The sequence below is a fragment of the Acinetobacter rongchengensis genome, assembly GCF_003611475.1.
GTDB classification, from domain to species: domain Bacteria; phylum Pseudomonadota; class Gammaproteobacteria; order Pseudomonadales; family Moraxellaceae; genus Acinetobacter; species Acinetobacter rongchengensis.
Genome location: NZ_RAXT01000001.1, coordinates 1 through 25,805, shown reverse-complemented (window position 1 = coordinate 25,805; position 25,805 = coordinate 1). Strand labels below are relative to the sequence as shown.

29 protein-coding genes and 2 pseudogenes are annotated in these 25,805 nt (G+C 34.7%); 25 read left to right on the top strand and 6 right to left on the bottom strand.

Going from position 1 to position 25,805, the window contains the following annotated elements; genetic code table 11:
- Positions 1-19 precede the first annotated feature (19 nt).
- On the bottom strand, positions 20-370 hold the full coding sequence (locus D7V20_RS00155; RefSeq protein ID WP_120382344.1) for a hypothetical protein: 351 nt from the start codon (positions 368-370) through the stop codon (positions 20-22).
- A gap of 43 nt (positions 371-413) precedes the next feature.
- Positions 414-782: a sulfurtransferase complex subunit TusD gene (gene tusD / locus D7V20_RS00150; RefSeq protein ID WP_120382343.1), complete on the bottom strand. Its 369-nt coding sequence runs from the start codon at positions 780-782 to the stop codon at positions 414-416.
- 71 nt (positions 783-853) lie between these two features.
- Between tusD and galE the strand changes: the two genes are divergently transcribed.
- From galE to D7V20_RS00105, 9 genes are all read left to right on the top strand, one after another.
- Complete coding sequence (gene galE, locus D7V20_RS00145; protein WP_120382342.1) at positions 854-1,858, top strand: UDP-glucose 4-epimerase GalE; 1,005 nt, start codon at positions 854-856, stop codon at positions 1,856-1,858.
- 266 nt (positions 1,859-2,124) lie between these two features.
- Entirely contained in the window at positions 2,125-3,519 is a 1,395-nt protein-coding gene (gene fumC / locus D7V20_RS00140) for a class II fumarate hydratase (protein WP_120382341.1), read from the top strand.
- Between the two features lie 114 nt (positions 3,520-3,633).
- Positions 3,634-4,128 (top strand): hypothetical protein, encoded by a 495-nt coding sequence (locus D7V20_RS00135; protein ID WP_120382563.1) that lies wholly within the window; start codon positions 3,634-3,636, stop codon positions 4,126-4,128.
- 203 nt (positions 4,129-4,331) lie between these two features.
- Entirely contained in the window at positions 4,332-4,934 is a 603-nt protein-coding gene (locus tag D7V20_RS00130) for a nitroreductase family protein (protein WP_120382340.1), read from the top strand.
- A gap of 595 nt (positions 4,935-5,529) precedes the next feature.
- Entirely contained in the window at positions 5,530-5,952 is a 423-nt protein-coding gene (locus tag D7V20_RS00125; protein WP_120382339.1) for a DUF2946 domain-containing protein, read from the top strand.
- Positions 5,953-6,025: 73 nt separating this feature from the next.
- Positions 6,026-6,259 (top strand): hypothetical protein, encoded by a 234-nt coding sequence (locus D7V20_RS00120; protein ID WP_120382338.1) that lies wholly within the window; start codon positions 6,026-6,028, stop codon positions 6,257-6,259.
- Positions 6,256-7,710 carry a cytochrome ubiquinol oxidase subunit I gene (locus tag D7V20_RS00115; RefSeq protein ID WP_120382337.1) on the top strand — a complete coding sequence of 485 codons (1,455 nt, stop codon included), beginning with the start codon at positions 6,256-6,258 and terminating at the stop codon, positions 7,708-7,710. Before D7V20_RS00120 ends, D7V20_RS00115 begins: the two co-directional genes overlap by 4 nt.
- Positions 7,710-8,714 carry a cytochrome d ubiquinol oxidase subunit II gene (gene cydB / locus D7V20_RS00110; RefSeq protein WP_120382336.1) on the top strand — a complete coding sequence of 335 codons (1,005 nt, stop codon included), beginning with the start codon at positions 7,710-7,712 and terminating at the stop codon, positions 8,712-8,714. The genes D7V20_RS00115 and cydB overlap by 1 nt, the downstream gene beginning before the upstream one ends.
- Positions 8,715-8,845: 131 nt before the next feature.
- Positions 8,846-8,953, top strand: coding sequence for a DUF2474 domain-containing protein (locus D7V20_RS00105; RefSeq protein ID WP_120382335.1), 108 nt, complete (start codon positions 8,846-8,848; stop codon positions 8,951-8,953).
- 145 nt (positions 8,954-9,098) lie between these two features.
- Here the strand turns inward: D7V20_RS00105 and D7V20_RS00100 are convergent, their stop codons facing one another.
- Positions 9,099-9,794 (bottom strand): hypothetical protein, encoded by a 696-nt coding sequence (locus D7V20_RS00100; protein WP_147395788.1) that lies wholly within the window; start codon positions 9,792-9,794, stop codon positions 9,099-9,101.
- Positions 9,795-9,870: 76 nt separating this feature from the next.
- Here D7V20_RS00100 and D7V20_RS00095 point away from each other — a divergent pair, with 76 nt between their 5' ends.
- From D7V20_RS00095 to D7V20_RS00075, 5 genes are all read left to right on the top strand, one after another.
- Positions 9,871-10,251, top strand: coding sequence for a hypothetical protein (locus D7V20_RS00095; RefSeq protein WP_120382333.1), 381 nt, complete (start codon positions 9,871-9,873; stop codon positions 10,249-10,251).
- Between the two features lie 4 nt (positions 10,252-10,255).
- A complete protein-coding gene (locus D7V20_RS00090; protein ID WP_120382332.1) occupies positions 10,256-11,221 on the top strand; it encodes a hypothetical protein in 966 nt (321 codons plus the stop codon).
- Positions 11,194-12,267 carry a hypothetical protein gene (locus tag D7V20_RS00085; RefSeq protein WP_171407716.1) on the top strand — a complete coding sequence of 358 codons (1,074 nt, stop codon included), beginning with the start codon at positions 11,194-11,196 and terminating at the stop codon, positions 12,265-12,267. Before D7V20_RS00090 ends, D7V20_RS00085 begins: the two co-directional genes overlap by 28 nt.
- 64 nt (positions 12,268-12,331) lie before the next feature.
- Positions 12,332-13,378 (top strand): hypothetical protein, encoded by a 1,047-nt coding sequence (locus tag D7V20_RS00080; RefSeq protein WP_120382330.1) that lies wholly within the window; start codon positions 12,332-12,334, stop codon positions 13,376-13,378.
- Positions 13,379-13,665: 287 nt separating this feature from the next.
- The gene (locus D7V20_RS00075; RefSeq protein ID WP_120382329.1) at positions 13,666-13,974 is read left to right on the top strand and encodes a DUF7710 domain-containing protein; all 309 of its coding nucleotides are present in this window, start codon (positions 13,666-13,668) and stop codon (positions 13,972-13,974) included.
- Positions 13,975-13,980: 6 nt separating this feature from the next.
- On the opposite strand, the gene D7V20_RS00070 is transcribed toward D7V20_RS00075, so the two are convergent.
- Entirely contained in the window at positions 13,981-14,898 is a 918-nt protein-coding gene (locus D7V20_RS00070; RefSeq protein WP_120382328.1) for a LysR family transcriptional regulator, read from the bottom strand.
- A 130-nt stretch (positions 14,899-15,028) separates the two neighbouring features.
- On the opposite strand from D7V20_RS00070, the gene D7V20_RS00065 reads away from it, so the two are divergent.
- From D7V20_RS00065 to D7V20_RS00025, 9 genes are all read left to right on the top strand, one after another.
- Complete coding sequence (locus D7V20_RS00065; protein ID WP_120382327.1) at positions 15,029-16,267, top strand: acyl-CoA dehydrogenase family protein; 1,239 nt, start codon at positions 15,029-15,031, stop codon at positions 16,265-16,267.
- Positions 16,268-16,393: 126 nt separating this feature from the next.
- Entirely contained in the window at positions 16,394-17,515 is a 1,122-nt protein-coding gene (locus tag D7V20_RS00060) for a phosphotransferase family protein (RefSeq protein WP_120382326.1), read from the top strand.
- On the top strand, positions 17,512-18,210 hold the full coding sequence (locus D7V20_RS00055) for a histidine phosphatase family protein (RefSeq protein WP_120382325.1): 699 nt from the start codon (positions 17,512-17,514) through the stop codon (positions 18,208-18,210). The genes D7V20_RS00060 and D7V20_RS00055 overlap by 4 nt, the downstream gene beginning before the upstream one ends.
- A gap of 212 nt (positions 18,211-18,422) precedes the next feature.
- Complete coding sequence (locus D7V20_RS00050; RefSeq protein ID WP_120382324.1) at positions 18,423-19,166, top strand: SDR family oxidoreductase; 744 nt, start codon at positions 18,423-18,425, stop codon at positions 19,164-19,166.
- Positions 19,167-19,346: 180 nt separating this feature from the next.
- Positions 19,347-20,060 carry an SGNH/GDSL hydrolase family protein gene (locus D7V20_RS00045; RefSeq protein WP_120382323.1) on the top strand — a complete coding sequence of 238 codons (714 nt, stop codon included), beginning with the start codon at positions 19,347-19,349 and terminating at the stop codon, positions 20,058-20,060.
- A gap of 215 nt (positions 20,061-20,275) precedes the next feature.
- On the top strand, positions 20,276-21,091 hold the full coding sequence (locus D7V20_RS00040; RefSeq protein ID WP_120382322.1) for a hypothetical protein: 816 nt from the start codon (positions 20,276-20,278) through the stop codon (positions 21,089-21,091).
- Positions 21,088-21,588, top strand: coding sequence for a type II toxin-antitoxin system VapC family toxin (locus D7V20_RS00035; protein WP_120382321.1), 501 nt, complete (start codon positions 21,088-21,090; stop codon positions 21,586-21,588). The genes D7V20_RS00040 and D7V20_RS00035 overlap by 4 nt, the downstream gene beginning before the upstream one ends.
- Positions 21,589-21,607: 19 nt before the next feature.
- A complete protein-coding gene (locus tag D7V20_RS00030; protein ID WP_120382320.1) occupies positions 21,608-22,033 on the top strand; it encodes an AAA family ATPase in 426 nt (141 codons plus the stop codon).
- 97 nt (positions 22,034-22,130) lie between these two features.
- Positions 22,131-22,727 carry a uracil-DNA glycosylase family protein gene (locus D7V20_RS00025; protein ID WP_120382319.1) on the top strand — a complete coding sequence of 199 codons (597 nt, stop codon included), beginning with the start codon at positions 22,131-22,133 and terminating at the stop codon, positions 22,725-22,727.
- 19 nt (positions 22,728-22,746) lie between these two features.
- Here the strand turns inward: D7V20_RS00025 and D7V20_RS20065 are convergent.
- Positions 22,747-22,887 (bottom strand): annotated as a pseudogene (locus D7V20_RS20065) (pyridoxamine 5'-phosphate oxidase family protein); the annotation flags it as partial.
- Between the two features lie 279 nt (positions 22,888-23,166).
- On the opposite strand from D7V20_RS20065, the gene D7V20_RS00015 reads away from it, so the two are divergent.
- Positions 23,167-23,487 (top strand): hypothetical protein, encoded by a 321-nt coding sequence (locus D7V20_RS00015; RefSeq protein ID WP_120382318.1) that lies wholly within the window; start codon positions 23,167-23,169, stop codon positions 23,485-23,487.
- Between the two features lie 77 nt (positions 23,488-23,564).
- The gene (locus tag D7V20_RS00010) at positions 23,565-24,218 is read left to right on the top strand and encodes a class I SAM-dependent methyltransferase (RefSeq protein ID WP_120382317.1); all 654 of its coding nucleotides are present in this window, start codon (positions 23,565-23,567) and stop codon (positions 24,216-24,218) included.
- 137 nt (positions 24,219-24,355) lie between these two features.
- Here the strand turns inward: D7V20_RS00010 and D7V20_RS00005 are convergent.
- Positions 24,356-25,802: pseudogene (locus D7V20_RS00005) on the bottom strand (phospholipase D family protein).
- Positions 25,803-25,805 lie beyond the last annotated feature (3 nt).

The window sequence follows — 25,805 nt, the reverse complement described above, 5'->3', positions numbered from 1 at the left end:
GATTACCTGAATGAGCCTTTTACCAATACAACACATGATCAAATGATTGAATAAATTCAGCATTTAAATCAATAAATGCGAGTTCTTGTTGTGATTGCGTAACGAAATTTGAGTTTTTATCCTTATTTTCTACTAAAACAGGGGATAAATCGTAAAACTCAAAGCTATCCACCATGTTTGATGCCACTTTGAAGGCATGTTTTAAGCCATCAAATGCCACTTCTGCATGCAATAAACTCAATGCTGCATCTTGTAGTAACACTTTGACTTCACAGCCAAAAGTTGCTAAAACCATGGTTGCAGAAAGGCTCTCATGCACATTTAAACTATTCAAATTGGCTTGGGTTAATATGACGAGTACAGTTTTCACACAATTTACCTTTTAAATGCAACAATTGAATAAAAATAACAACCTAGAATTGAATTAAGCGATCTGTAGATTGAACAGCGTCTGCAAGTTCACCTAAACCAACAAGTTCAAATCCTTGAGCCAGGTTAGCAGTGTGAATTTGATGGCGCTTAGCATTCTCCTCATCCGTGATCCCACGCGCTAAAGCAGCGCTGACACAGACAGGCAATTTGATTGCTAATTTTTGCCACTCGGTCGTTAAGTTGCGTTGATCATCTGGTATCCATTGCAAACTATTCGCAACTTGTACACCGTCTTGGTAGAAGAAAACACGGAAATGTTGATTTTTGCTTTTTAAAGCTTGCGCAAGACCTAAAGCATGCCATGCATGGATCGAATTTGGCGCAGAGGTGATTAGCAATAATGTACTCATTGAAATTTCACTTGGAGAATGGAAGGCGACTTTTGCAACATTCAAACTTGATAATAAATAGGTAGTATACAATGATTTTAGTGACTGGTGGTTTAGGCTTTATAGGCTCGCATGTGGTTTTAAGCTTGCTTGCTCAAGGGCAAGAGGTCGTCATTGTTGATAACTTAGCCAATGCAAATTTACAGTCTTTAGAACGCCTAGAATATATTACGGGAATGTACATTCCTTTTGTCAAAATTGATATTCGAAACACGCCTGCGTTAAATAAAGTGTTTGAACAATATTCGATTGATGCTGTCATCCACTGTGCTGGGTTTAAATCGATAGAAGAATCTGTGCTTAAACCCCTTGAATATTATAATGATAATGTCAGTTGTATCATGAGCTTATTACGCGCTATGCAACGAACAGGTGTGCGAAATTTAGTGCATATTTCAAGTTTAGCTGTTTATGCGCAGTCCAGTACCAAACTGAATGAAAATACCGCTTTTAACTATTCTTATCCAAACCCGTATATCAAATCACAACAAATGATTGAAGAAATCATTCAAGATACCTTTAGAACCGATAGTGAATGGCGTATTGCGATTTTACGCGTTGCAAATGTAGTGGGTGCTTTTGAGCATGGCGTACTGGGTGAGTTTGTCGTTCCCATGCCGAAAAACATTGTGCCATTGATCTTACAAGTTGCAGCACAACAACGTGAAGCGATTGAATTACAACAACATGCACAGACTGAGGATGGAACAACAGAGCGCAGCTTTGTACATGTGCTTGATGTATGTGACGCCGTGCAAGCCAGTATACTTTGGCTACAAGGGCAGCAAAACGTTTGCGAAAGTTTTAATATTGCAGGACATTTATCCTCAATCAAGAATTTGATAAAAGTTGTTGAAGAAGTAACAGAAACGGATATTCCACAGATTGTTGCAGTTTATCAAATGCAAGCACTTGATCAGGTTGCATCCAATAGCAGCAAAGCATTTGACATATTGCAGTGGCAGCCAAAACGCTCACTCAAACAAATGATTGAAGATGAATGGAGATTTTTCCAAAACACCTTAAATAATCGCTAAGTCGTTTGTCTATATTATTGCAAATAATTATCATTTACATTTTTATGGATAATGTTTAGCATGGTGTAAATACAATCCATGATTTAGTATGGAAAAGTAACGGCTAGATATTCAAATATTGCTTGAAGCATCAATTGACCGATACTTAAATTGATCGAGATGTATTTATCTTGGAATATTTAAAGCATGCTTTTGGGTTGGCTATGCATCATGATTTGTAGATTATACGATTTTAATACAAGTACTTAGATAAGATTGAGGTTGTTATGCAAACACGTATTGAACATGACACGATGGGTGATGTTAAAGTACCAAGCGAGGCGATGTGGGGTGCGCAGACGCAGCGAAGTGTAGAAAACTTTAAAATTGGTACTGAGCATATGCCACGCCCGATGATTCGTGCGATGGGCTTAGTGAAAAAAGCGGCGGCAATCACCAATGCAGAATTAAATCAAATCCCACAAGAACTGGCTAAATATATTGTCGATGCTGCAGATGAAGTGATTTCTGGGAAATGGGATTCACAATTTCCACTCGTTGTTTGGCAAACAGGTTCAGGTACGCAAAGCAATATGAACTGCAATGAGGTTATTGCCAATATTGCCAACCAAAAACTCGGTAATCCTTTAGGTTCACAAAAGCCAGTACATCCCAATGATCATGTTAATCGTGCTCAATCGACCAATGATTCATTTCCGACAGCCATCCATGTCGCTGCTGCATTGCAAATCAACGAATTACTGATTCCAGCGGTAAAACGTTTAAGAGATACATTGCAACGTAAATCTGAAGAATTTAACGATATTGTGAAGATTGGACGTACCCATTTACAAGATGCTACGCCGTTGACCTTAGGGCAAGAATTCAGTGGATATGTATCGCAACTCGAGCATGGTTTAAAACGCCTACAACAAGCTTTGGTATGGTTGTATGAGCTTCCTCTAGGTGGTACAGCAGTTGGTACAGGTCTAAATGCCCACCCTGATTATGCAGAAAAAGCCGCTGAGCAATTGGCACAACTGACGAGTCTCCCTTTTATAACTAACCCAAACAAATTTGAAGCTTTAGCAGGTCGTGATGCTGCCGTATTCGCTTCAGGTGCATTAAAAACCTTGGCAGCAAGTTTAAATAAAATAGCCAATGATATTCGTTGGTTAGCCAGTGGCCCTCGCTGTGGACTTGGTGAATTATCTATTCCTGAAAATGAACCAGGTTCGAGTATCATGCCTGGAAAAGTCAATCCGACACAATGTGAAGCCATGACCATGGTGGTTGCACAAGTGATGGGCAATGACACCACCATTAACTTTGCTGGTGCAGCAGGTAATTTTGAATTAAACGTTTATATGCCTGTAATTGCTTATAATTTAGTTCAATCTATACAGCTACTTGGCGATGCATGTAATAGTTTTGATGAACACTGTGCGGTAGGTATTGAGCCAAATCGTGAGAAAATTGATTATTTCTTACATAACTCACTCATGTTAGTCACGGCTTTAAATCCAGTGATTGGTTATGAAAATGCGGCTAAGGTTGCGAAAACAGCTTATAAACAGGGTAAAACCTTAAAAGAAGTTGCTGTTGAATTGAAGTTAGTGACACCTGAGCAGTTTGATGAAGTGGTTCAACCTGCAAAAATGGTTCATCCTAACGTAAAATAACAGTATTATTCAAAGTAAAGCATTAAACAATTGAACATAAATCATCAGCAATAGTTTGTATCTCGATTCGAAGTGCGTACAATATGCATTAGAGTTTTATTGTTGATGATGGTTATGCTAGATATTTATTTAACGGATGTTCAGGAAAATGTGCAATTTAAGGATTACCCAAGTGAGCATCCTGTTAAATTTATTTTAAATTTCAAGAAAATATTTCCAAGTGTTATGGAGTTATTGCTTCCAGTACTTCCAAATGATGAAGATTTGGAAAAAATGATTTGGGAATCCAATACACAAGATTTTGAAATCTTTAAGAAATTACTTACAGGTTGGGGCGTGATCGAGCTACGCTTACAAGCGATTAGCCAATATAAAGACAAAAACTATGCAGATCAATTGGTTAAAAAGGCTCAAGCAAAACGTAAAGAATTCTCAAAACAGCAGAAACAACTGACCACAGTAGAATTAGATTATTTATTTATGCATGAAATACATGCATTGATCGATGCGGAATTGGTTGAACTTGGTGAGAAGTTCTATTTACCTGTACTGCGCGATCTTTGGAAAAGCACGGTTTCAAGTAAAGTTTTGAATGCAAGATTTGATTGATTTATAGGTGTTATCCAAGGGACAGTTAATAACTGTCCCTTTTTCGTTTTAGTTCATTTTAAGGGATTGATTCTTTAAATTTGTCTTTATACAGCAAAGCAATATTTATCTACAAAAAGTATGATAAAAATCATGAATTCCAAAAATAATATCCCTTATAATTTATGTGCTTAACTTTATGAATAACAATAGGGAATGAGAAAATGTCAAATCAGTTTCAAGCACTTATCGAAAACCGTCGCACAATTTATGCAATAGGCAAAAATGTTAAACAAAGTACTGATGAATTAGTCGAAATAATTGAAAATGCAATTGTACATGCACCTTCAGCCTTTAATTCTCAAACTTCACGTGCGGTTTTATTATTTGGTTCAGAACATACAGCTTTTTGGGAAATCGTCTTTGATAAATTAAAAGAATTTTTACCAACGGATGAAGCTGTTGCCGCGACGAGAGGTAAAATTAATAGTTTTGCAGCAGGTGTCGGTACGGTTTTATTCTTTGAAGATATGGATGTTGTGAAGTCTTTACAAGAACAATTTGCCCTATATGCAGATAACTTTCCAGTTTGGGCTGAGCATTCAACGGGGATCGCACAATTTGCTGTATGGACTGCATTAGCTGAAAACGGGGTAGGTGCGTCACTACAACATTACAACCCAATTATTGATGACCAAGTTCATGCAAAATGGGAGATTCCTTCAAACTGGAAATTACGTGCGCAATTGGTATTTGGTTCAATTGAAGCGCCAGCAGGTGAGAAATCATTTATTGATAATGCTATACGTTTTAAAGTATTTAAATAATTTTAAAACTCACTCATTATTATTGACTTAATCGTTAAATTAAAGGCAGATCTTGATGATCTGTCTTTTTTATGCAGTTTTAAGCCCGTTTCTTGTTTGTTTAGATTATCTTCATTATTTTTCTAGGGTGATCAAAATCTCTCGGGGATATATCCAAGGTTTTAGTGGAAAAGTAATCTATTTATTAGGATGGTTTTACAATATTGGAAATGGATAATGATGCAAAGAGGATTGGACATAAGAACAAGCTTCAAATTTGAAAATTCTCAAAGTTTTGTCATCAGCGATTTATACTGAAAATAAATCTTGATGAGTTGGTATTTTAAAATCACGAAAAGATAATTTTAATAAGTTACTGCATTCATTCATATTTATATCTTGCGCTATAGACGTTTCATCTTTTGAACAAAAATAAGGTGTGGGGCAACAAGTATCTGGAAGTAATCGTTAAATGTGCTTTAAATTAATATAAAAATGCACTATAGTGGAACAAATAAAGTTGAGCGTTAAGCTTGGTTTTTAATCAATTGGTCGAAGATCAATTCACAAGCGAAGTACTCACTTTTTGCTTTTTTCTCAATATGAGCAATCAATTGTGTTAAGACGAAGTGGTTTACTGATTGCATTTGCAACAGTATTTTTACAGTTCGCGGTTTTTCTACAACCGTTATTGCCTCAGCAATATCAAATTGCTCCGGTATGTGAACTTATCACTCCAGTTTTATCGCCGCAGTCTTCTTTGATCTCTTCTGAACAACACAATTCACATGATCATCATATAAACGCAAATGAACTGAATAATAAACACAATTATCATCAACATGATCCAAATCACCAGTGTCCATATTGCAATTTTTATGGTCACCTCATCATGCCACCTGAATTAGGCATTCAAGAAGCTTTGATTCGTGTTCAAGTTCGCTTGTTGGCTTTTATTGAAAATTCTCAGCATGTTTACTTTCAGCTTCAGCGCTTATATCTGATTCCTCAAGGTCGAGCCCCGCCAAGCTTTGCATAAGTTTTAAGTTTCACTCATAAATATGCGTTAAAAATTATTTATGAATAAACATTATCTTATGTAGAGATTAAATATGTATTTATTCTTAAATCAATGGATTCAGGGTATTGAACTGATTCACCCTAAAAATTTGTTGAATAAAACCGTAATAAATAAACTACAGACAGCTAATTCTGTACAAGTTTATGCTTTAGAAACAATGCTAAGAACACGTATTAAACACTATTCTTTCTTTAATCGTTTTAATACTTTTCAATTGAACCATGCTGCTTTTTATGGTTTTGAAATGGATAAGGTGATGCTATGAGTTTAGGATTTACCGCACTTGAATTGGCACGGATACAATTTGCATTCACGGTGTCTTTTCATATTATTTTTCCTGCAATATCGATTGGTTTAGCTAGTTTTCTTGCTGTTTTAGAATGGCGTTGGTTAAAAACCAATAATCCTGTTTATCAAGACTTATTTAAATTCTGGGTTAAAATTTTCGCCGTTGCTTTTGGGATGGGGGTCGTTTCAGGTGTCGTGATGAGCTACCAGTTTGGGACAAACTGGAGTGAATTTTCACGTGTAGCAGGTTCTGTTACAGGGCCATTACTTACTTATGAAGTACTCAGTGCCTTTTTCTTAGAAGCAGGTTTCCTAGGTATTATGTTGTTTGGTTGGGGGCGTGTTGGGCCACGAGCACATTTTTTTGCAACGGCAATGGTCGCACTGGGAACCTGTATTTCAATGTTCTGGATTCTGTCTTCAAACAGCTGGATGCAGACACCCCAAGGTTTTAGCATTGAAAATGGCATCATTGTGCCGCAAGACTGGTTTGCAATTGTATTCAACCCATCATTTCCATACCGTTTAGCCCATATGGCTGTTGCGGCATTTTTAGTTTCAGCCTTATTGGTTGCAGCGACAGCGGCATGGCATTTACTCAAAGGTCGCCGTGATGCTTTAGTCAAAACATCATTCTCAATGGCGATGTGGATGATTTTGGTACTTGCACCATTGCAAGTCGTGATTGGGGATAATCATGGTCTGAACACTTTAAAGCATCAACCTGCCAAACTTGCTGCCATTGAAGGGCATTGGGAAACCAATAAAGGTGAAGGTATGCCTTTATATTTGTTTGGTATTCCAGATATGGAAGCGGAAGAAACCAAATATGCGATCGGTATTCCTAATCTAGGTAGCTTGATTATGACGCATACCTTGGATGGAGAAGTTAAAGGGCTTAAAGAGTTCGCACCTGAAGATCGTCCAAATTCACTGGTTGTGTTTTGGAGTTTCCGTATCATGGTGGGCTTAGGCATACTGATGATCTTGCTCGCATTTATGGCTTTGGTTTTACGCAAAGGCGGTAAAATTTATGAAAATAAATGGTTACACCGCTTTGCCTTTGTCATGGGACCATCTGGATTTATTGCCTTACTTGCAGGTTGGTTTACGACTGAGGTCGGACGTCAGCCGTGGGTTGTATATGGTGTGATGCGTACCAAAGATGCTTTATCTCCAGTTTCAGCAGAACAAGTCGGTATTACTTTAATCATTTTTGTGGTGGTGTATTGCGTTGTTTTTGGGATCGGCATTTATTATATGTTGAAGCTTATGCATAAAGGACCACAGTTTATTTACTCAACACCAGAAGGTGTGGCTCATACTGAAGAAGCCATCATCCTTGCCTCTAAACGTCCATTAACGACTGTTGAAGAAAGTGTAGATACGGATAAACCTGAAAATGGCAATGAACAGGAGCGTAAATAATGATTGATTTATCTCTGATTTGGATTGTAATTATTGCCATTGGTGTATTTATCTATGTGGTACTCGATGGTTTTGATTTAGGCTTAGGTATCCTATTTCCATTCGTTAAAGATTCACATGAACGCGATGTGATGATGAATACTGTCGCACCAGTTTGGGATGGTAATGAAACTTGGATGGTTTTAGGCGGTGCTGCACTTTATGCTGCATTCCCCATGGTTTATGCCACGGTTTTATCTGCATTGTATATGCCGATCATTTTAATGGTGGTTGCCCTTATTTTCCGCGGAGTTGCTTTTGAATTCCGCTTTAAAGCCAATAGAACCAAGCATTTATGGGATAAAGCCTTTATTGGTGGATCATTCTTTGCAAGTTTTTTCCAAGGGATGATTTTAGGTGCTTATATCCAAGGTATTAAAGTTGAAAATCATATGTATGCAGGCGGGGGACTCGATTGGCTTTCACCATTTACGATTTTTACAGGGGTTGGGGTTGTTGTACTTTATGCAGCACTTGGCTGTGGTTGGTTAATTTTTAAAACTGAATTGGATTTGCAAAATCGTATGTATCAATTGATGCCTAAATTGATCATTGCTTTATTTGTAATTTTTGGAGCAGTCAGTATTTATACACCATTGGCACATCCACAAATTGCAGAACGATGGTTTAATCCTCAACAATTGATGTATTTTAGTCCTGTCCCAATTTTAGTGGTTATTTTTACTTTTTTGGTGCTTCGTGCATGCAAAAAACGTTATGAATTGAGCCCATTTCTTTATACATTGGCATTGGTATTTTTAGCTTATACCGGCTTTATGATTAGCCTTTGGCCTTATGTTATTCCACCGTCAATTACAATTTGGGAAGCTGCATCGCCACAAAGCAGTCAATTATTTACTTTAATTGGTGCATTGATTTTGATTCCAATTATCTTAATTTATACAGCGCTCTCTTACTGGGTTTTTCGTGACAAAGTCCGTATAGGTGATGATGGATATCATTAATGTGATGATTTGTTGCAGTCTTATAAGCATATAAAGTTTTATATGACAATGGCTTAGGTTATACAACAAAATAGCCTAAGCCATTCAATAATATTCATTTATTCAATTTTGAATTTGGAGGGTATAAATCAATGAAGCTTTCTCAAACTCAGTGGTTTATTTTACTTTGGATTGGTGGTTTTGTTACTTTGGCCATTATTGCTGGATTTTTTAGAATGTTAATTCAGTTGGCTTATTGATTAAACATTTTCTACTCGGAAATGAGGTCTTTATAGGCCTCTTTTTTTGTTCTTAGATACGCTATAAATCGAGGGGAAATAACGGAATAGTTCAAATAGGTATATGAAATAGCCTAAGTGATTAGATTTATTTGCTTATCAACGTTTATTGATTCGACAAATACGAACGACTCAATAACATTGGCTCGTTTTCATTTATTTCTACAATGGACCCAGTACCTTTTCTGGTATTCTGAACAATGAGATCAAATTTTGAAGTAATCGATTCATCAAAAGAATATTGTCTTTTAAAAAATAAATCGATCAGTTGCAAATGGTATTCATAAAACCCTCGGTAATCTTTGAATGCACTGATTGGACGTAATGCATCGGCTACAACTTGATATGTTGGATCATCTGGGACACCTGCAAACATTGAAAGTGCGATATGCATTGGTTCAATGACGAAGTATTGGAAACAATCTTCTCTTATATTGAGTTGAATTAATTCAAATTTCCCTTTAACGCGAGCAGTTAGAAAAATAGTCGCCGTGGATTGATCAAAACCAATTCCATGCCCAGTTAAACATAGTTCCTTTGCAGTTGTCGCCATTTTACTGAAATCTTGCATTGCATCTTCAGAGTAATGGGTTTTTCGTTTGATCAAACCGTAAAAATATTCAAGAAAAATTACGCTTCCTGAAGAAATCATTACGCCATAATTCCATATCCTATATTTTTTAAATTCATCGATATAGAACACTGGTGGCAGCCCAGTGAACGCTTCACATTTAACAGTGAGTCTCTGATCTGAGGCAAGGAAAATATAATCTTGTATTTGCAATCCAACAAGTAAAGTCATAAGATGTGTTATTGTTTAGTTATAATTTATAAATTTATTAAATCATATAATAGATAAAGAATAAAGAGCTTATATTATGTCAGGTCGCTTTGTTGTTCACGCAGGTCAGCATGTTTTTAAATCAGGCGAGAAGCTTGATTTTAAAATTCCTATTTTGCCTTTTTATGCAGGCAACCCCTTATGTCCTTTAAAAAGTCGTTTTGGTGAAAATACTGCTCCTGAAAATCAACGATTAGAAAGTAAAGTAAATCAACAACAAACACTGTCTGTAGATTCAAACTATCTTCAATATAATGATCAAAAATCACCTGCTGAGCCTTACCCAAACTCAAAAGGTGAGGATGTAAATACGCCACCTGTCAATAAGTTACCTACTGTTCAGTTACCTGATTTTTCCAAACGACAAGGACATACCTGTTCTAGAATTCCTGCTTTTAAAGATTGGCAAAGGGTTTGATAGTTTGTCGGGAAGCTATTATAAAACCAAAGCAGATGGGTCTTATGATGCAGTTGAATATGATCCAAAACAACACGATGGAATCCTCAATCAATTAAAAATGATTGAATTAGATGGTAAAAAGCAAGTTGTTCCTTTTTATAATTATTCTGATGGGTTTCAAAATATAGATATTGAATTTGACTCTAAAAACAATGTTTTAGTTTGTTCTCGTAGAATTATTCTTATACCCAAAGTTGTTAAAAATTTAGATGATGGAAAGGAATATCCATATGAGAATCAGAAATCAGCTAAAGAACCATATAAAATCTTAGATCGAGAAGTCACAGAGGAAACTCAAAATTTTATTCAAGAAAAGCACAAACAGATCAATGCATTAATCAATTACGCAGGTTATTACTTAAGCCCAAGCGATTGTAATGTTACAACGGGTTGTAACTGTATTGTTCCTGTGATTTTAAAAGTATCTATGCTAGTACAACATGCTAATGAGCCTCAACATCCTTATGCAAAAGTGATCAATTTATTTCCTTCTACTACTCGTGCAGATGCGAGCAATTGGGGGGAAGTGGAACTAAAAGGCGAAACAAGAGAAGCTCAAGCAATCTATCGAGTCATAAATGGAGTACCGACAAAAATTGGGGAAAAACCTAAAGAAAAGGTTGAGTATGCAAGGGAGGCTACAGCTATTTTCTTGCATGAAATTGCACATTTATTTGGTTTTCCTGATGAATATTTTGAAGGTGGTGGTGCAGTACACAATATGTATATTAAAGCTGATACTCAAACGGTAGATATCCATTTGCCTGAACCTTTAAATGACTGGAAGCGTAAAGTCGATGGTCATTTGATGTCTACAGCCATACCTGGACAAATGCCGATCATTCCTCCCTATTATTATGAGCGCTTTAGACAATATTTTGAAAATAAAACAGGTGTGAGATGGGAAATCAAAAAATTAAGTACTTAATAAAAAAAATACTCATTTCTTTTTTATTTTTTGGAATAACAACAATGAATTATGCAGATAATTTTCAAATTAAACATATATATACTATTAATACTTATATTTTAAGTCATCATATATCAAGTTCTTCTTCTTCTATAGTGATTTCTAGCAATAATGATGTAATCACTGACAACCTATCAGGTATATTTGAAATTCAAAGTAATGAGTTTGGAATATTTAAAGTTCCATTGAATACTGAAATGAAACAAAAAATGCTTGATGTAAATAAGCTATTGAGAATGCCTTATATTGAGAAGAACTTAATTACAAATAATCCAGAAAGAGGTTTTTCGTATCAATTGAATGTTGATCAACCTGAAATAATGAAAAGTCAATTTATTCAAGGGCTACAAAGGAATGAAAATATAAATAATTTTAATACACAGCAAGAACGAAATAAAGCACAGCATACCATTAAAGTTAATGATTTTATTATGGATTTAGTTCTGTATGGTATTTCAAAAAACAAAGTGAAATTTGCAGACTTTTACGGAACAACTAATATTTTTCCTAAAAGTAATGGTTTAGAAGTTATTTTAGCTTTAAAAAATGTAGGACCTTTTGATGTCACTATAACCAATCCTAAAGAGTGGGGTGAAATTCCCAAAGTTGGAGAGGACGTAAATACAGATCATACTTGGTATGAAATCGTTTTTGGCGGGTTGTATAAAGATATATCTTGGACGACTCGATTTGGTTTAGAGAGTAAGTATTTGATTAAAGATGAAATTCAATCTGAAAAAGTGTTACATGGCGATTTTGTTATCAAATCTAATTCAATAAGAGTATTACGTTTTTTAATACCTTATCAGGATATTAAATTTCGTTCAAATACTGGTGAAATTGATGGAAATAGAACGAAACAAGGTTATGTTTTATTAGACTATCAAGCAGGTGTACTCGATAGTAATTGGAACTTTGATATTAATTTTGGTGGTGTATTTTCAGATCGAACATGGAAAGTAGAAAAAACTTCTTTAGTTAGAGGTTGGGTGAATTTAGAGTAGTTATAAAAAAGTAATATTAATGAATTATATAAAATCATTAGAACTTATATAAAGGTTGAGTCCTATGCATAAAAAACTATTGAGTTTCTTTTTATTTTTTGGAATAACAATAACGAGTTATGCAGATGATTTTCAAATTAAACATATATATGTACCAATCGTAAGAATATATACTCCTCCAATGTCTACGGCGCGTTTTCCAATCGCAATTTCCACTGATAATGATGTTATTACTGCTGAAATAAATGGCAAGGTGAGTAATGATGATTTTGGCGTATTTAAAACACCTTTATCAATTGAAATGAAAAATAGAATGCTTGAAATTAATAGATTATTAAGGCTACCTCATATTGAAAAAATTTTAATTACAAATAACCCTAATGGCGATTTTTGGTACAAATTAGATGTAAATCATTCGGAGCTCACAAAACAAAATTTACTTAAAGATTTTGAAGTTGATGATCATGCAAAAACAGAAAGCTCTAATAAATCACACAACTTAAAAGAAAAAAACAGCCAAGCGATTAGCCAATATTTTTTTGATTTAGTTGATATTGGATACTCAAAAGATAAAGTAAAATTTGCAGACTTTTATGGAATAACAAATATTATCCCTAAAGATTATGGGTTATTAGTGGTTTTAACCTTAAAAAATGTAGGACCTTTTGATGTCACACTATCCAACCCTAAAGAGTGGCAAGATATTCTAAAAGATGAATTTTATGAAAAATATGAAAAAAAATGGTACGAACTTAATATTGGTGGATTATATAAAGGTGAAGGCTGTTGGATGCATTTTACATTGCTTCCTAAATACTTAATTAAAGAAGACTTAAATCAAGAAGAGTTAAGTGGTGATTCATTAAAGATTAGTTCTAATTCAGAAAGAGTAATCAGATTTTTAATTCCATACAAAGAGATAAAAGTAAAGTTAAATAATGGTGATGTTGATACCAACAGAACGAAAGAAGGCTATATACATTTAGATCATAATGCAGCAATCATTTTAAGTAATTGGAATTTAGATATTAGCTTTGGAGATTTATTTTCTAAACGAACGTGGAAAGAAGAAAAGTCATCACAAGTCAAAGGTTGGGTGAATTTAGAGTAATTTTAAATCATAATATTATTCATATGCATAGAAATTGGTCATTTGATATTTAAAATTATAGAAGGGCAGATATCATTTATAAATATATAGCTAAGTGTCAATGTGCTCATATTTACTAAATAAAAACAATGCAAATATCAAATGTAGCTAAAATAATAATGAATGTATTTCAAATACATAAAATTATGTTTAAAAAAGAGAAATATACATAATTGTAGTGACTGATTTAATTTTAGATTTTAGGCAAAAAATCTTATTAAACAATATGATAAATCAGGAGTAGAACGATGAAAAGAACTTCTGTATTTTTATTTCAAGCTGAGAATGCGACATATACTTCGGCTGTATTTTCATCCTACAAATTAGCGCAAACATGGGTTTATGAAAACGCTTTATCGGGCGTGATTATGGAATATCCTTTGGATATTTCAAGCTATGATTGGTCAGTTGCAAAAAATTATTTTAAAGTGAAATCTCCAATTGATAAATCTCCAGTCTTTATTGGCAGTTTCGTTTCTGCATACCAATTACAATGGCGCTTTAAACATGGGAAATTTATAGACAAATTCTCAAGCAAAATTTTAAAAACACGATAAAATAGCCTAAGTAAAGATTTTTATAATTTCTAATCTTAAAAACTCATTTCGAGAATTATCTTGTAAATCCTTATGCCAATAAATCCCCATATTTAAACTTGGTAATTCAATAGGATGTTCATAGATCTGTACATTTTTATCAATCTTCATATGTTGCAAGATCTGCTTAGGGATGGTGAGCATGGCATCACCATATTGGGCTAAAACTTGTAATGCTGTTGAATAATGTTGGCATCTTAAAAAAATCTGGCGACTAAATTGTTTACGGTTCAGATGAATGTCTTCAAGTAACATACCTGTGCGTCTTGAAGAAACACCGATATGAGAAGCAGAAAAATATAGCTCACTATTCATTTTATTTTGCTGAGTACATACCACGAAATGGTCTTCAACAAGACTTTGATATTGAACTTTATCACCATAATTTTGTTCCAAATCAATAATAAAATCGACTTGTTGCGAAGCTAAATCAGCGACTACATTTTTACGATCAAGCTTGGAGCTTAGAAATTGAATATCGAGTTTTAAATTTTGAAAATGACGAATCAACTGAGGAAAAATAATGGGTTCAATTTCATCATGGACTGCAATTTTCAATGTCTGAATCAGACTCGGATCAAATTTCTGCTTCTGTTTTGAAATGTTTTGGATTGAAAATAAAGCACTTTTAATCGGTTGATAAATTTGTTCGGCAAAAGGCGTGGGCAACATTTTTGAACCTGCACGTACAAATAAATCATCTTGCAAATGTTGTCTTAAACGTTGTAAAGCATGACTTGCTGCCGATTGGCTTATACAAAGTATTTGAGCGGCTTTAGAAATATTTTTCTGCTCATAAATCGCAATAAAAAGCGGGTATAAATTAATATCAATATGGTTAAAAAGTGCCACATCGATATTGGTTTTATGATGAATTATATTCATAGTTAGCTATTGAATTAAACCATTTTGTTCATAATAGTTTTTCAGTTAATGTGTTGTAAAGCGTGATAAACAAATGTATTGATTTTTAGCATGATAAAAATCTATGTACAGCACTAAAAGGAAGATGACCATGTTTGAACTGTCAGCACGTGCACAAGATTTTATTGAACGTAGCAAAACATTTATAAAAAACGAAATTGAACCTGTAGAAACGGCGTTTTGGAATGAAGTTCATCATCTCAATCAAGGTGGTGATTGGACGCAGTGGCAATGGCCTGCACAGTTGGAAATATTAAAAAACAAGGCAAAAGCGGCAGGGCTTTGGAATATGTTCCTACCAGATCCAGTATTAGGTGCAGGTTTATCTGTACAGGAATATGCACATATTGCAGAACTTTCAGGTCGTAGTTTAATTGCGCCAACAGTATTCAATTGTAATGCACCTGACAGTGGCAATATGGAAGTCTTATGGCGCTATGGAACAGAAACTCAAAAAGAACAATGGCTTAAACCCTTACTTGAAGGAAAAATCCGTTCTGTTTTCTGTATGACTGAGCCTGCTGTTGCATCTTCCGATGCGACCAATATGCAAGCCACTGCGGTCATTGAAGGTGATGAAATTGTTTTAAATGGTCGTAAATGGTGGTCTTCAGGTTTAGGCGATCCAAATGCCAAAATTATTATTTTTATGGCACATACACCCGATGCAACCAAAGATCGTCATCATCAACATTCAATGGTACTCGTCCCTGTAGATACACAAGGGGTTAAAATCGAGCGTATGCTTCCAGTCTTTGGTGATTATGATGCTCCTCATGGTCATGGTGAGGTCAGTTTTAATGATGTTCGTGTGCCTATAAACAACTTTATTGGTGGTGCAGGACAAGGTTTTGAAATTGCACAAGGTCGTTTAGGTCCTGGTCGTATTCACCATTGTATGCGTTGTATTGGTGCTGCTGAAAAATCTTTGGAATTAATGATTGATCGCGGGATGAGCCGAACAGCTTTTGGCAAAGAAATATTAAAACTCGGTGGAAATTTAGAACGTGTGGCAGAAGCACGGGTTGCCATTGATCAAGCAAGATTACTCACTTTATACGCAGCTTATAAGATGGATACTCAAGGCAATATGGCGGCACTGACTGAAATTTCTGCAATTAAAGTTGTTGCACCATCTGTCTTAGAAAAGGTGGTCGATATGGCGATACAAATTCACGGCGGCGAGGGCGTATCTAGGGATACACCATTAACAGGATTTTTTGCTCAAGCACGTGCTTTACGCTTAGCTGATGGTCCTGATGAAGTACATAAAGGCATGATTGCTAAATTAGAATTGAAAAAACGTGGATATGATTCACGTAAAAAGTAACAGTTTAAGTATTGAAAAATAACTGTCTTAGTATAGAGATAATATCTAAGACAGTTTAAAACGAAATGCTATTATTTCGTTGAAACATCATTGATTTTTAGAATACGTAAGATTCAGGAAAATAACATGTCAGTCATTGATATTGGTGGAAATGTACGTGAAGGCGAGGAGCTAGACGTTCGTGCTGTTGGAAATTGGCTTATTGAAAATGGATCGGAAATTTCAGGTGTAGTTGAAGTTACACAGTATTCTGGTGGTGCATCAAACTGGACATATCGCTTAAAATATGACAATGCAGATTTGATTTTACGTCGTCCACCGAAAGGAACAAAAGCAAAATCGGCACATGATATGACACGCGAATATAATGTGCAAAAATGGCTTGCACCTTATTATCCTGTGCTTCCTGAGATGGTTGCACTTTGTCAGGATGAGTCCGTGATCGGCTGTGACTTTTATGTGATGAAACGCATTGAAGGCATTATTCCTCGTGCAAAATTACCCCCTGAATTAAATTTCAATGAAAAGCAAGTGCATGAATTGTGTGTGAATGTACTTGATAAATTAATTGAATTACATCAAGTTCCTTACCACGGTACAGAACTGGAAAAACTCGGTAAAGGCGATGGCTATTGTCGTCGTCAAGTGGAAGGTTGGGATCAGCGTTATGAGAAAGCGCATACCATCAATGTACCAAGTTTCAAGTTCGTTCGAAAATGGCTACATGAAAATATTCCCGCTGATTCAACCAGTTGTGTTATCCATAATGATTGGCGTTTTGATAATGTGATTTTAGATCCACAACAGCCTGCAAAAGTGATAGGTGTTTTGGATTGGGAAATGGCGACGATCGGTGATCCACTGATGGATCTAGGTTCAGCTTTGGCATATTGGGTTGAAGATACTGACAATCAGATCTTCAAATCGACACGTCGTCAACCCACCCATTTAAAGGGTATGTTTACACGTAAAGAAGTCGTTGACTATTATTTAGAAAAAACAGGGCTGCAACCTGAAAATTGGACATTTTATGAAGTGTTCGGAATTTTCCGTTTGGCTGTAATCGCACAGCAAATCTATTATCGCTATTATCATAAACAAACGGATAATCCTGCATTTAAAGACTTTTGGATTGTGATTCATGCTTTACATATTCGTGCATTAAAATTGATAGGCGTGCATAAATTAGAAGCCGATGAAATTGCACATAAATACATGGAAAAATTTAAGGAAATTTTAGGAAAATGACCACAATTTATTTGGTACGTCATGGGCAAGCATCTTTTGGCGCAGAGAGTTATGACAAGCTTTCTCCAAATGGAGAATTACAAGCCAAATTATTGGGGCAATATTTCAATAAAATTTTGAAAGAAGCACCTTATGTGGTGGCTGGTTCAATGCAACGACATCAGCAAACGGCACAATTTGCATTGGCTGAAAGTTTTCCTGAAACTCAGATCATTACCGATCCTGCTTGGAATGAATTTAATCATCAACAAGTATTTGCGCAGTATGATTCACGATTTAATCACCCTCATTTGCTGCAACAAGATGTGGCGAAAGAAAGTAGCCCACGTGCTTATTTAGCCAAAATTTTTGAAGGCGCAATCGATCGTTGGATAGGTGGTGATTTTCACCATGAATATGATGAATCATGGCCAGATTTCAAACTTCGTGTAGAGACAGCATTACAAAATTTATGCGATGAGTTAGCAAAAACTAAGCCACGTTATGCTGTAGTCTTTACTTCTGGTGGGGTGATTTCCGTAGCTGCTGGAAAATTATTGGAACTGAGTCCGAATAAGACCTTTGCATTGAACTGGGCAATTGCCAATGCAAGTTTAACGACCTTACGTTTGGTTGGAAATGAACCACAATTACTCAGTTTAAATGAACATCATTTTATTAAAGCCGAAGACCCACAATTACTCACGTGGATTTAACGATTGATATCTGAAGAATAGACTTCTTGCATAAGTCAAAAGTGATCGAAACTTAATGTTGAGAGTCCCTTCTCTTACGCCATATATAGCTCAGGGAAAAGGTTAGGATGAGGGAGATTTATCATATAAATCCTCTCTCTATTAATAAATGTTCATCACAATTCGACTTTTGTAAGATATCTAATAATCAAACAAATATAAGGGAAAATAGCATGGCAAAGACAATTTTAATCACGGGTGCAAGTTCGGGGATTGGTGCGGGTATGGCACGTGAATTTGCACAAAAAGGCTATAATTTAGCTGTGTGTGCACGTCGTTTAGGACGATTAGAGGATTTAAAACAAGAGCTTGAGTCTAAATATGGCGTCAAAGTTTTGCCTAAAGTGTTAGATGTAACCAATTACGAACAAGTTTTTCAAGTTTTTCGTGAGTTTAAACAAGAATTTGGCACGATTGACCGAATCATTGTCAATGCAGGTGTAGGTGACGGTCGTCGTATTGGTAATGGTAAGTTTGAAATTAATCGCGCGACGGTAGAAACGAATTTTATTTCTGCTTTAGCACAATGTGAAGCTGCTGTTGAAATATTCCGAGAGCAAAAATTTGGTCATTTGGTGGTGATCTCATCCATGAGCGCTATCCGTGGCATGCCAAAACATTTAACCGCTTACGGTGCAAGTAAAGCAGGTGTGGCGGCTTTGGCAGAAGGAATCCGTGCTGAATTGATCGATACTAAAATCAAAGTATCAACGATTTTCCCAGGTTATATTCGTACTGAAATTAATGAAGGTGCAAAAAAATTACCGTTTGAAGTCGATGTAGAAACTGGCTCACATCTTTTGGTTAAAGCAATTGAAAAACAACCTGTTAAAGCATATGTCCCACAGTGGCCGTGGTTACCACTGGGTTTAGCGATGAAAATCTTGCCTTTAAAATTGGTGAATAAACTGGGTTAATTCTTATTTAAAATCAAATGTGTAAACATTTTTATTTACGCTGTTTTATTGACACATCGATCTTTCTAGATATGGATTCAATAGAACAGCGTGAAATATGTAAAGATCAAAAAGTTTGAAACTCTATTCATCATGTTTTAATTGATTAATAGAGTTTAAATCAGTATTTATGGCTACACTATGTTTTTGAAACTATCGACATTGCTGTTAATACCAGCTCTTGTTATTCAAGGGTATCGTGTTAAAAAATATACGCCACGATTAGAAGAGGCGAGTGGACAACGACAAGGTACTATTGGCAAGGGCACAGCTTTATCTATTTTAATTTTAGGTGATTCAGCAGCGGCAGGTGTAGGAGTACAAGATCAGACAAATGCTTTACTGGGATCATTATTAAATGAATTAAAACATGATTTTGAAATCCATTATCAACTGGAAGCTAAAACAGGTGATACCACTTTACAGGTTTTAGAGAGAACAAAACAACTGAATCATCAATCCTTTGATGTTGTCATTACATCTGTTGGGGTAAATGATGTGACCAAATTAATCTCACCGGAAAAATGGATTTTACAACAGCAACAATTTTATGCCGAAATTGAGTCTAGATTTTCACCTAAACAGGTTGTGGTGACAGGTGTTCCACCGATGCATTTATTTCCAGCACTTCCTAATCCTTTAGGATGGCTATTGGGGCAATATTCAAGTGCGATGAATAAGCAACTACATCAATTTGTAAAAACACAACCACATTATCAATTGATTCGATTTGATTTGGCTCATTTTAAAGCATTAAATTTGCAAATGGCTGAAGATGGATTTCATCCAAGTCAAGAGATTTATCAGCTATGGGCCAAAGAAATTTCACAGAGTATTCTCAATAAATTTCAATGAATCATCGCTGTTTTTAATGCGTCATTTTCACAACTCAATTTAATCCAAAAGCATTCAGTAATTTTAAAATTGAGAGTTTTAATTTATATCTATAGAACTATAGCTTTTCAGTTGACAAATCATAAGATTAGTTTTAAAAGTAAAATAGAATTAATATGTAAGTTATCTTTCTTTTGTTCTATAATGTAAACTATTAAATTTTAATATAATTTGTAATGTCGAAAATGGGTAAAAAGGGCAATGTTGCCCAACAAAGTCTTGATCTATTTGATCCAACCGTTCAACAAGAACAAGTTGGCAATCTTGATTTTGTTTTAAAAATCCATGATGGACATTTACATGATCTAGAAATTTCCAGTATTGCTAATTTGCTATCTGCATTCGGTCAAATTGTTGGTATTAAACAAGCGAGCTTTAATACAATTAAAGAAGGTTCTACAACGATAGCTGTTACAGTCCCGAACGACAGTAGATCATTAGCTATGTCTAATGTGATAAAAGATACCGTAGCCAAGCGTAAACAAATTGCTCGTATACAAAAAGAACTGGGTAAGTATGGCTATCGTCGTGCTGAAATTTCATATGGTACTTTAAAAGATGGCGAAGTTTATAAACCTGAAGAAATTTTATATGTCGTCCCAGAGCTTGAAAGTGAAGAAATATTCAAACAAGAAGAATCTTTGGATGGTCGTTTAACTCGTTTGCAAAAGGGCAAAGACCGATCAGATCACATCACGATTATTATGAATAATGGTAATGAAGTACCTGCTGAATGTACTAAAAAGCTATTAACAGAACTACTCCCATATTTTGATAAAGACACTAATTTAAGATTTGAAGGAGAAGCAACCTACTTATCGAAATCTAATTCTTATCAATTGACACTTAAGAAATACATCATCAATAAGTTCCATGTCATTGAGGATATCAGCTTAGAAGAGTGGATTGATGACTTTAGAGCAAAAGGTGCATCGAATTGGTCTACACACGATGACCCGATAGCTGAGTGGTTGAAGGAGCGACAAGATTGATTATCTTAGATACAAATGCCTTAATTACATTATTGATGAAAGACAAAGATCAGGCTGAATATAAGAATCTCGTTGCTTTCCTAAATCAAGGTAAAAATTTCACTATGGCTTTGCCGATGCCTGCAATTTCTGAGTTTATTGCGGGTGATGACAATGAAGCACGTTCTTTGAGTTTGCTTAAACCAAACTCTAAATTTAAAAATTTAGATTTTGATGCAAAAGCCGCATTAAGTGCTGCCAAAGTTTATCGCGAATACCGCAATTTGCCAAAGAATAGAAAGTCTCAAGATCCACGTCAAAAAGTTAAAGTTGATATTCAAATTATTGGGATAGCACTTGCCAACAATGCAACAGCCATTATTTCTCATGATCAGGGGCTTAAAACAGTCGTGAATGAACTGGGCTTGGCTTTAGCGGTTTATGATTATATGGATAATCATTATCTTGAGCAGATGGCAAGTGTGGTTTTAGAAAATAGTATTAAATTTTATAATTAATTAAAGGGTATATTTAGTAATGCTTAAACAAATAGGTATCGAAAACTTTAAGGCTTTTGCTGATTTTCAAAATATTGATTTGGCTCCTATTACATTAATTTATGGTGCGAATTCATCTGGTAAGAGTTCAATTATTCACTCTTTAATGGTGTTGAAGCAATCATTACTATCTCCAAATTTAAGAGGCGGAGTTTATTCTGATAAAAAACTTTTAGATGTCGGAAGCTACTCATCCATGGTATATAAACATGAGGTGAATAGAAGTATTTCTATAAAGTTGAATATTTTAAATAAAATAACAAGTAAATTTAAATATTCATATGTGGATGAACACGATACTAACTCAACTGAAACACAAGGATTTTCATATTTAAATCGTATAATATTTATTCATAATTTTATTATAATGGAAGAATATAAAGAAAACAGTAGGCTAATATTTTAGTAAAATATTAACCTGAAAAATTAAACCGTTAAATTTGATATTGAAATAAAATGATTTAAGTCCACAATACCTATGATAACCTGAATAATGTGTGCTTATGTCAAGTTCTGAACAAACAATAGAAACCCATCCGCTCAAACCTTTTTTACCTCAAAATGCCAAGCTTTTGATGTTAGGAAGCTTTCCACCACCTAAAGAACGTTGGAAAATGGATTTTTATTATCCAAATTATCAAAACGATATGTGGCGGATTTTTGGCGTGATTTTTTTTAATAATAAGGATTATTTTTTAGATTTACCCAATAAAAATTTTAAAGAACAATTGATTAAAGATTTTCTGATTGAAAAGGGTATCGCTATTTTTGATACGTCGTATCAAATCATCCGTTTAAAAGGCAATGCAGCAGATAAGTTTTTACAAATAGAAACCGCAACAGACATCAAACAACTTTTAGATCAAATGCCAAATTGTCACAACATTATGACCACGGGTGATAAAGCCACAGATACATTGATGTTATCGATGCCTGAAATGACTGAAAAACCGCAAATAGGCCATTCATCTAAAGCAATATTTGCAGATCGAGAGATTACTTTATATAGAATGCCTTCATCTTCAAGAGCTTATCCACTTGCATTAGATAAAAAAGCTGAAGCATATCAGAACTTATTTAAAGAAATTGGCTTACTTTAAGTAGGTTTATATGTTCTATTCAGGGCATCATTGTTGGGTATTGTATCCATTTATAACCCTTGATTTTAAAAGTCCGTACATGACTAAAATCAGACCAAATAAGCTGACTACCTTTAGTCCATTTTAGTGGCTTAATTCTTTGCTGTACTAAACTAATTTCTAGAAGGGATTCGAGGGTATGATCATTTTGACTGATTGATAGTGACTGAAAATATTGCAAAATTTCATTGAATAATCAGAATTTTATTCATTTGACCTGTAGAAAGACAGTTGCTTATTGATTTGATGTTTTTAAATTTGGTTCTTTTGAATAGCTCGTTAATTTTTCATGTGATTTGAAACTTCATGCAGAATCTATTGATATTATAAGAAACACCGATTATAAAATAAGTATTAATTCAAATAACTTTATTAAAACGATTTATTATAAGGATCTAATATGAGTTTTACAGGTGATATCAAAGACTTTCGTCAACCCATGATCACGTCATTAGGCATTATGATGGGGTTTATTCTTAATTTTTTAGCGGGATGGGCAATCGAAGGGACACCTGAGCATCCTGCATTAGAAAGTTTGTCTGATTGGGTGATTGTTATAACGCTCTTAATCTCTTTAATTGTCATGTTAGTTGTTGTCTATCGATTATTGAGTAATAAAACCTATGATGATGCTCAAGCCATGTACTTTATGACCTTAAAGCTATATATGTTCAGTATTTGTATCGCATTTCTCGGTATTATTTTTGCATTATTTATATAATTATTGATTGTGTTTTAAGAGGGGCTGACGGTAGTGATTTCACTCATACCAAACAATAACTTGGCTATAGAACTGTTATGGATAATCTGATTAATCAAATAAAAAACACGGAAATACTAGAAGTCGCGAGTCCTATAGATTTAAAAGATCCACAAGCGGCATTGCAATGGGCAAATGAGGTCAATGTTAAACGACCTTGGCGTTATGATTTTTTTGACCTTTATGTCCATAAAATTAAAAACTTGGAGAAACACAATATCCAAGTGTTAGAAATTGGTTCAGGTCCAGGATTTCTTGCTAAACACTTATTGCAGCATTGCCATGAGATCAATTATACCGCTGTTGATTTTTCTCAAGCCATGCATGAGCTATCAAAAAGTAAGTTGCTAACCAATGAGTTAGAACGAGTAGAATATAGAATTGCAGATTTTAAACAAGTGGATTGGTACAAAGACCTCGGACAATTTGATGTGGTGATTATTCATCAGGCATTACATGAGTTACGCCATAAAGCTTATGCATCGTTGTTCCATCAGCAAGTAAAAGCATTATTGAAAGATGATGCAGTTTATTTTGTTTGTGATCATGTTTTTGCAGCAGAGGCTATGCAAAATAATCAACTTTATATGTCAGTGGAAGAACATTTCCAAAGTTTGGAAAAAGCAGCCTATAAACAAGTGATCTTGATTAAAGATTACAAAGGTTTATGTTTATTTGAGTGTAAAATTTGAGATTATAAAACTGAGTTTTAATTGGTTATTAAAAATAAGCTTATCCTAAAAATATTGAGCAGATGAACGAATCAAACAGAAATAATCAATTTTGTAATGACAAAGTAGGTCCAAAAGAATTACATTTGGGTTATTGATTACATCATCCACTCGATAGGTAAATAAGATACACTATGCATCATGAGTCTTTGGAAACGGGTCGTTTCAGGATCTGTTTTATATTCGATAGTTTTACCATCTGGACGATGATCTAACCATATGATTTCACCTTGATTATTCAGTTTTAATTCGTAGGCAACCGTGTTTAAGGTTCGATCAAGTAAATTTGAAATTTGTTCTTGAAGCGGATCAGATTTAACCACCAAGCCTACTTCGGTATTGAGGTTAAATGAACGTGGGTCTAAGTTAAATGAACCAATAAAAACTTTGTCATCAATATCGATAAATTTTGCATGTAAACTTGATTTATTTTTGCCTTTTTTAGGAATTACATTTCCAGTCACAACTTCATACCATGTACGGCGTTTACGCTCAATATACGGTTTGAATTCATAAAGTTGAACGCCATTTTTGAGTAAATCCACACGGTATTTTTGATAAAAAGCATGCACTAAAGCAACATCATTGGCGACAAATGAATTGGTGAGAATCCTGACGTTTACATTCTGTTTAGGAAATTGATTAATAAAACTTGTACCGTTTTTTGTAGGAACAAAATAAGCAGCAATTAAATCCATCTCTTGTTTTGGATCCCCCATATGATTGCGGATTTGATGATAAATGAGTTCATCATCTTGAGCTTCCCCAAGCGTTTTATTCGGTGAGTCAGCAAGAAATTCCGCAAAGGCCCAATCTACTTTGTTTTGATTTAATTCATTGGCCAATTCCTTTTGCTCTAAATTTACTTTGGCATCTGTTGGATGGTTAGATTGACCTAATTTCACAAATGTTTGACGTAAATCCAATAAATCTTGTTTTGAACCTTTATTGATAAAAGTTTCAACAGGATAGCTCAGTTCAAAGTTCCAAAATTTTTGAAATACACGGTTGGCATTAAGTACAGCATTCCCTAAAAATAAAATATCCATGTCGGTAAACTGGAAAGATTCACTCGCATCAAAATACTCACTGCTAATATTACGTCCACCAGTTACCGCAATAGCACCATCTGCAATGATCAATTTGTTGTGCATACGATGGTTAACGATTTGCGCGAATAATATAATCAAGTACTCTGAAATTTCTGAATTTATATGGGTTATAAAATTTGATCGAAATATTGGGATGTGTAATCAAGGCACTTAATTGTCGATCTATTTTTGTGCCATTTTGATCGTCAATTAATAATCTAACTTTCACTCCACGATCCGCAGCAGCTAATAATTCCTCTAACATTAAATTGCCAATAAAGTCATCGGCCCAAATATAGTATTGCAAATCAAGTGTATATTGTGCTTTTCTAATCAAATGCACGCGAGACGCTATGCTTTGGTAAGCATCACTCATGGCTAAATAAGCAGTTAATCCCTGTGCTAATTTTTGTTGAGCGTCGGGATCGTTATTGATCCAATGGTCTGTATGCATAGT

Coding starts and splice junctions, on each gene's coding strand:
- tusD (WP_120382343.1), bottom strand. CDS start 782: ATGAGTACATTATTGCTAATCACCTCTGCGCCAAATTCGATCCATGCA.
- galE (WP_120382342.1), top strand. CDS start 854: ATGATTTTAGTGACTGGTGGTTTAGGCTTTATAGGCTCGCATGTGGTT.
- fumC (WP_120382341.1), top strand. CDS start 2,125: ATGCAAACACGTATTGAACATGACACGATGGGTGATGTTAAAGTACCA.
- D7V20_RS00135 (WP_120382563.1), top strand. CDS start 3,634: ATGCTAGATATTTATTTAACGGATGTTCAGGAAAATGTGCAATTTAAG.
- D7V20_RS00130 (WP_120382340.1), top strand. CDS start 4,332: ATGTCAAATCAGTTTCAAGCACTTATCGAAAACCGTCGCACAATTTAT.
- D7V20_RS00120 (WP_120382338.1), top strand. CDS start 6,026: ATGTATTTATTCTTAAATCAATGGATTCAGGGTATTGAACTGATTCAC.
- D7V20_RS00115 (WP_120382337.1), top strand. CDS start 6,256: ATGAGTTTAGGATTTACCGCACTTGAATTGGCACGGATACAATTTGCA.
- cydB (WP_120382336.1), top strand. CDS start 7,710: ATGATTGATTTATCTCTGATTTGGATTGTAATTATTGCCATTGGTGTA.
- D7V20_RS00105 (WP_120382335.1), top strand. CDS start 8,846: ATGAAGCTTTCTCAAACTCAGTGGTTTATTTTACTTTGGATTGGTGGT.
- D7V20_RS00100 (WP_147395788.1), bottom strand. CDS start 9,794: ATGACTTTACTTGTTGGATTGCAAATACAAGATTATATTTTCCTTGCC.
- D7V20_RS00095 (WP_120382333.1), top strand. CDS start 9,871: ATGTCAGGTCGCTTTGTTGTTCACGCAGGTCAGCATGTTTTTAAATCA.
- D7V20_RS00085 (WP_171407716.1), top strand. CDS start 11,194: ATGGGAAATCAAAAAATTAAGTACTTAATAAAAAAAATACTCATTTCT.
- D7V20_RS00080 (WP_120382330.1), top strand. CDS start 12,332: ATGCATAAAAAACTATTGAGTTTCTTTTTATTTTTTGGAATAACAATA.
- D7V20_RS00075 (WP_120382329.1), top strand. CDS start 13,666: ATGAAAAGAACTTCTGTATTTTTATTTCAAGCTGAGAATGCGACATAT.
- D7V20_RS00070 (WP_120382328.1), bottom strand. CDS start 14,898: ATGAATATAATTCATCATAAAACCAATATCGATGTGGCACTTTTTAAC.
- D7V20_RS00065 (WP_120382327.1), top strand. CDS start 15,029: ATGTTTGAACTGTCAGCACGTGCACAAGATTTTATTGAACGTAGCAAA.
- D7V20_RS00060 (WP_120382326.1), top strand. CDS start 16,394: ATGTCAGTCATTGATATTGGTGGAAATGTACGTGAAGGCGAGGAGCTA.
- D7V20_RS00055 (WP_120382325.1), top strand. CDS start 17,512: ATGACCACAATTTATTTGGTACGTCATGGGCAAGCATCTTTTGGCGCA.
- D7V20_RS00050 (WP_120382324.1), top strand. CDS start 18,423: ATGGCAAAGACAATTTTAATCACGGGTGCAAGTTCGGGGATTGGTGCG.
- D7V20_RS00045 (WP_120382323.1), top strand. CDS start 19,347: ATGTTTTTGAAACTATCGACATTGCTGTTAATACCAGCTCTTGTTATT.
- D7V20_RS00040 (WP_120382322.1), top strand. CDS start 20,276: ATGTCGAAAATGGGTAAAAAGGGCAATGTTGCCCAACAAAGTCTTGAT.
- D7V20_RS00030 (WP_120382320.1), top strand. CDS start 21,608: ATGCTTAAACAAATAGGTATCGAAAACTTTAAGGCTTTTGCTGATTTT.
- D7V20_RS00025 (WP_120382319.1), top strand. CDS start 22,131: ATGTCAAGTTCTGAACAAACAATAGAAACCCATCCGCTCAAACCTTTT.
- D7V20_RS00015 (WP_120382318.1), top strand. CDS start 23,167: ATGAGTTTTACAGGTGATATCAAAGACTTTCGTCAACCCATGATCACG.
- D7V20_RS00010 (WP_120382317.1), top strand. CDS start 23,565: ATGGATAATCTGATTAATCAAATAAAAAACACGGAAATACTAGAAGTC.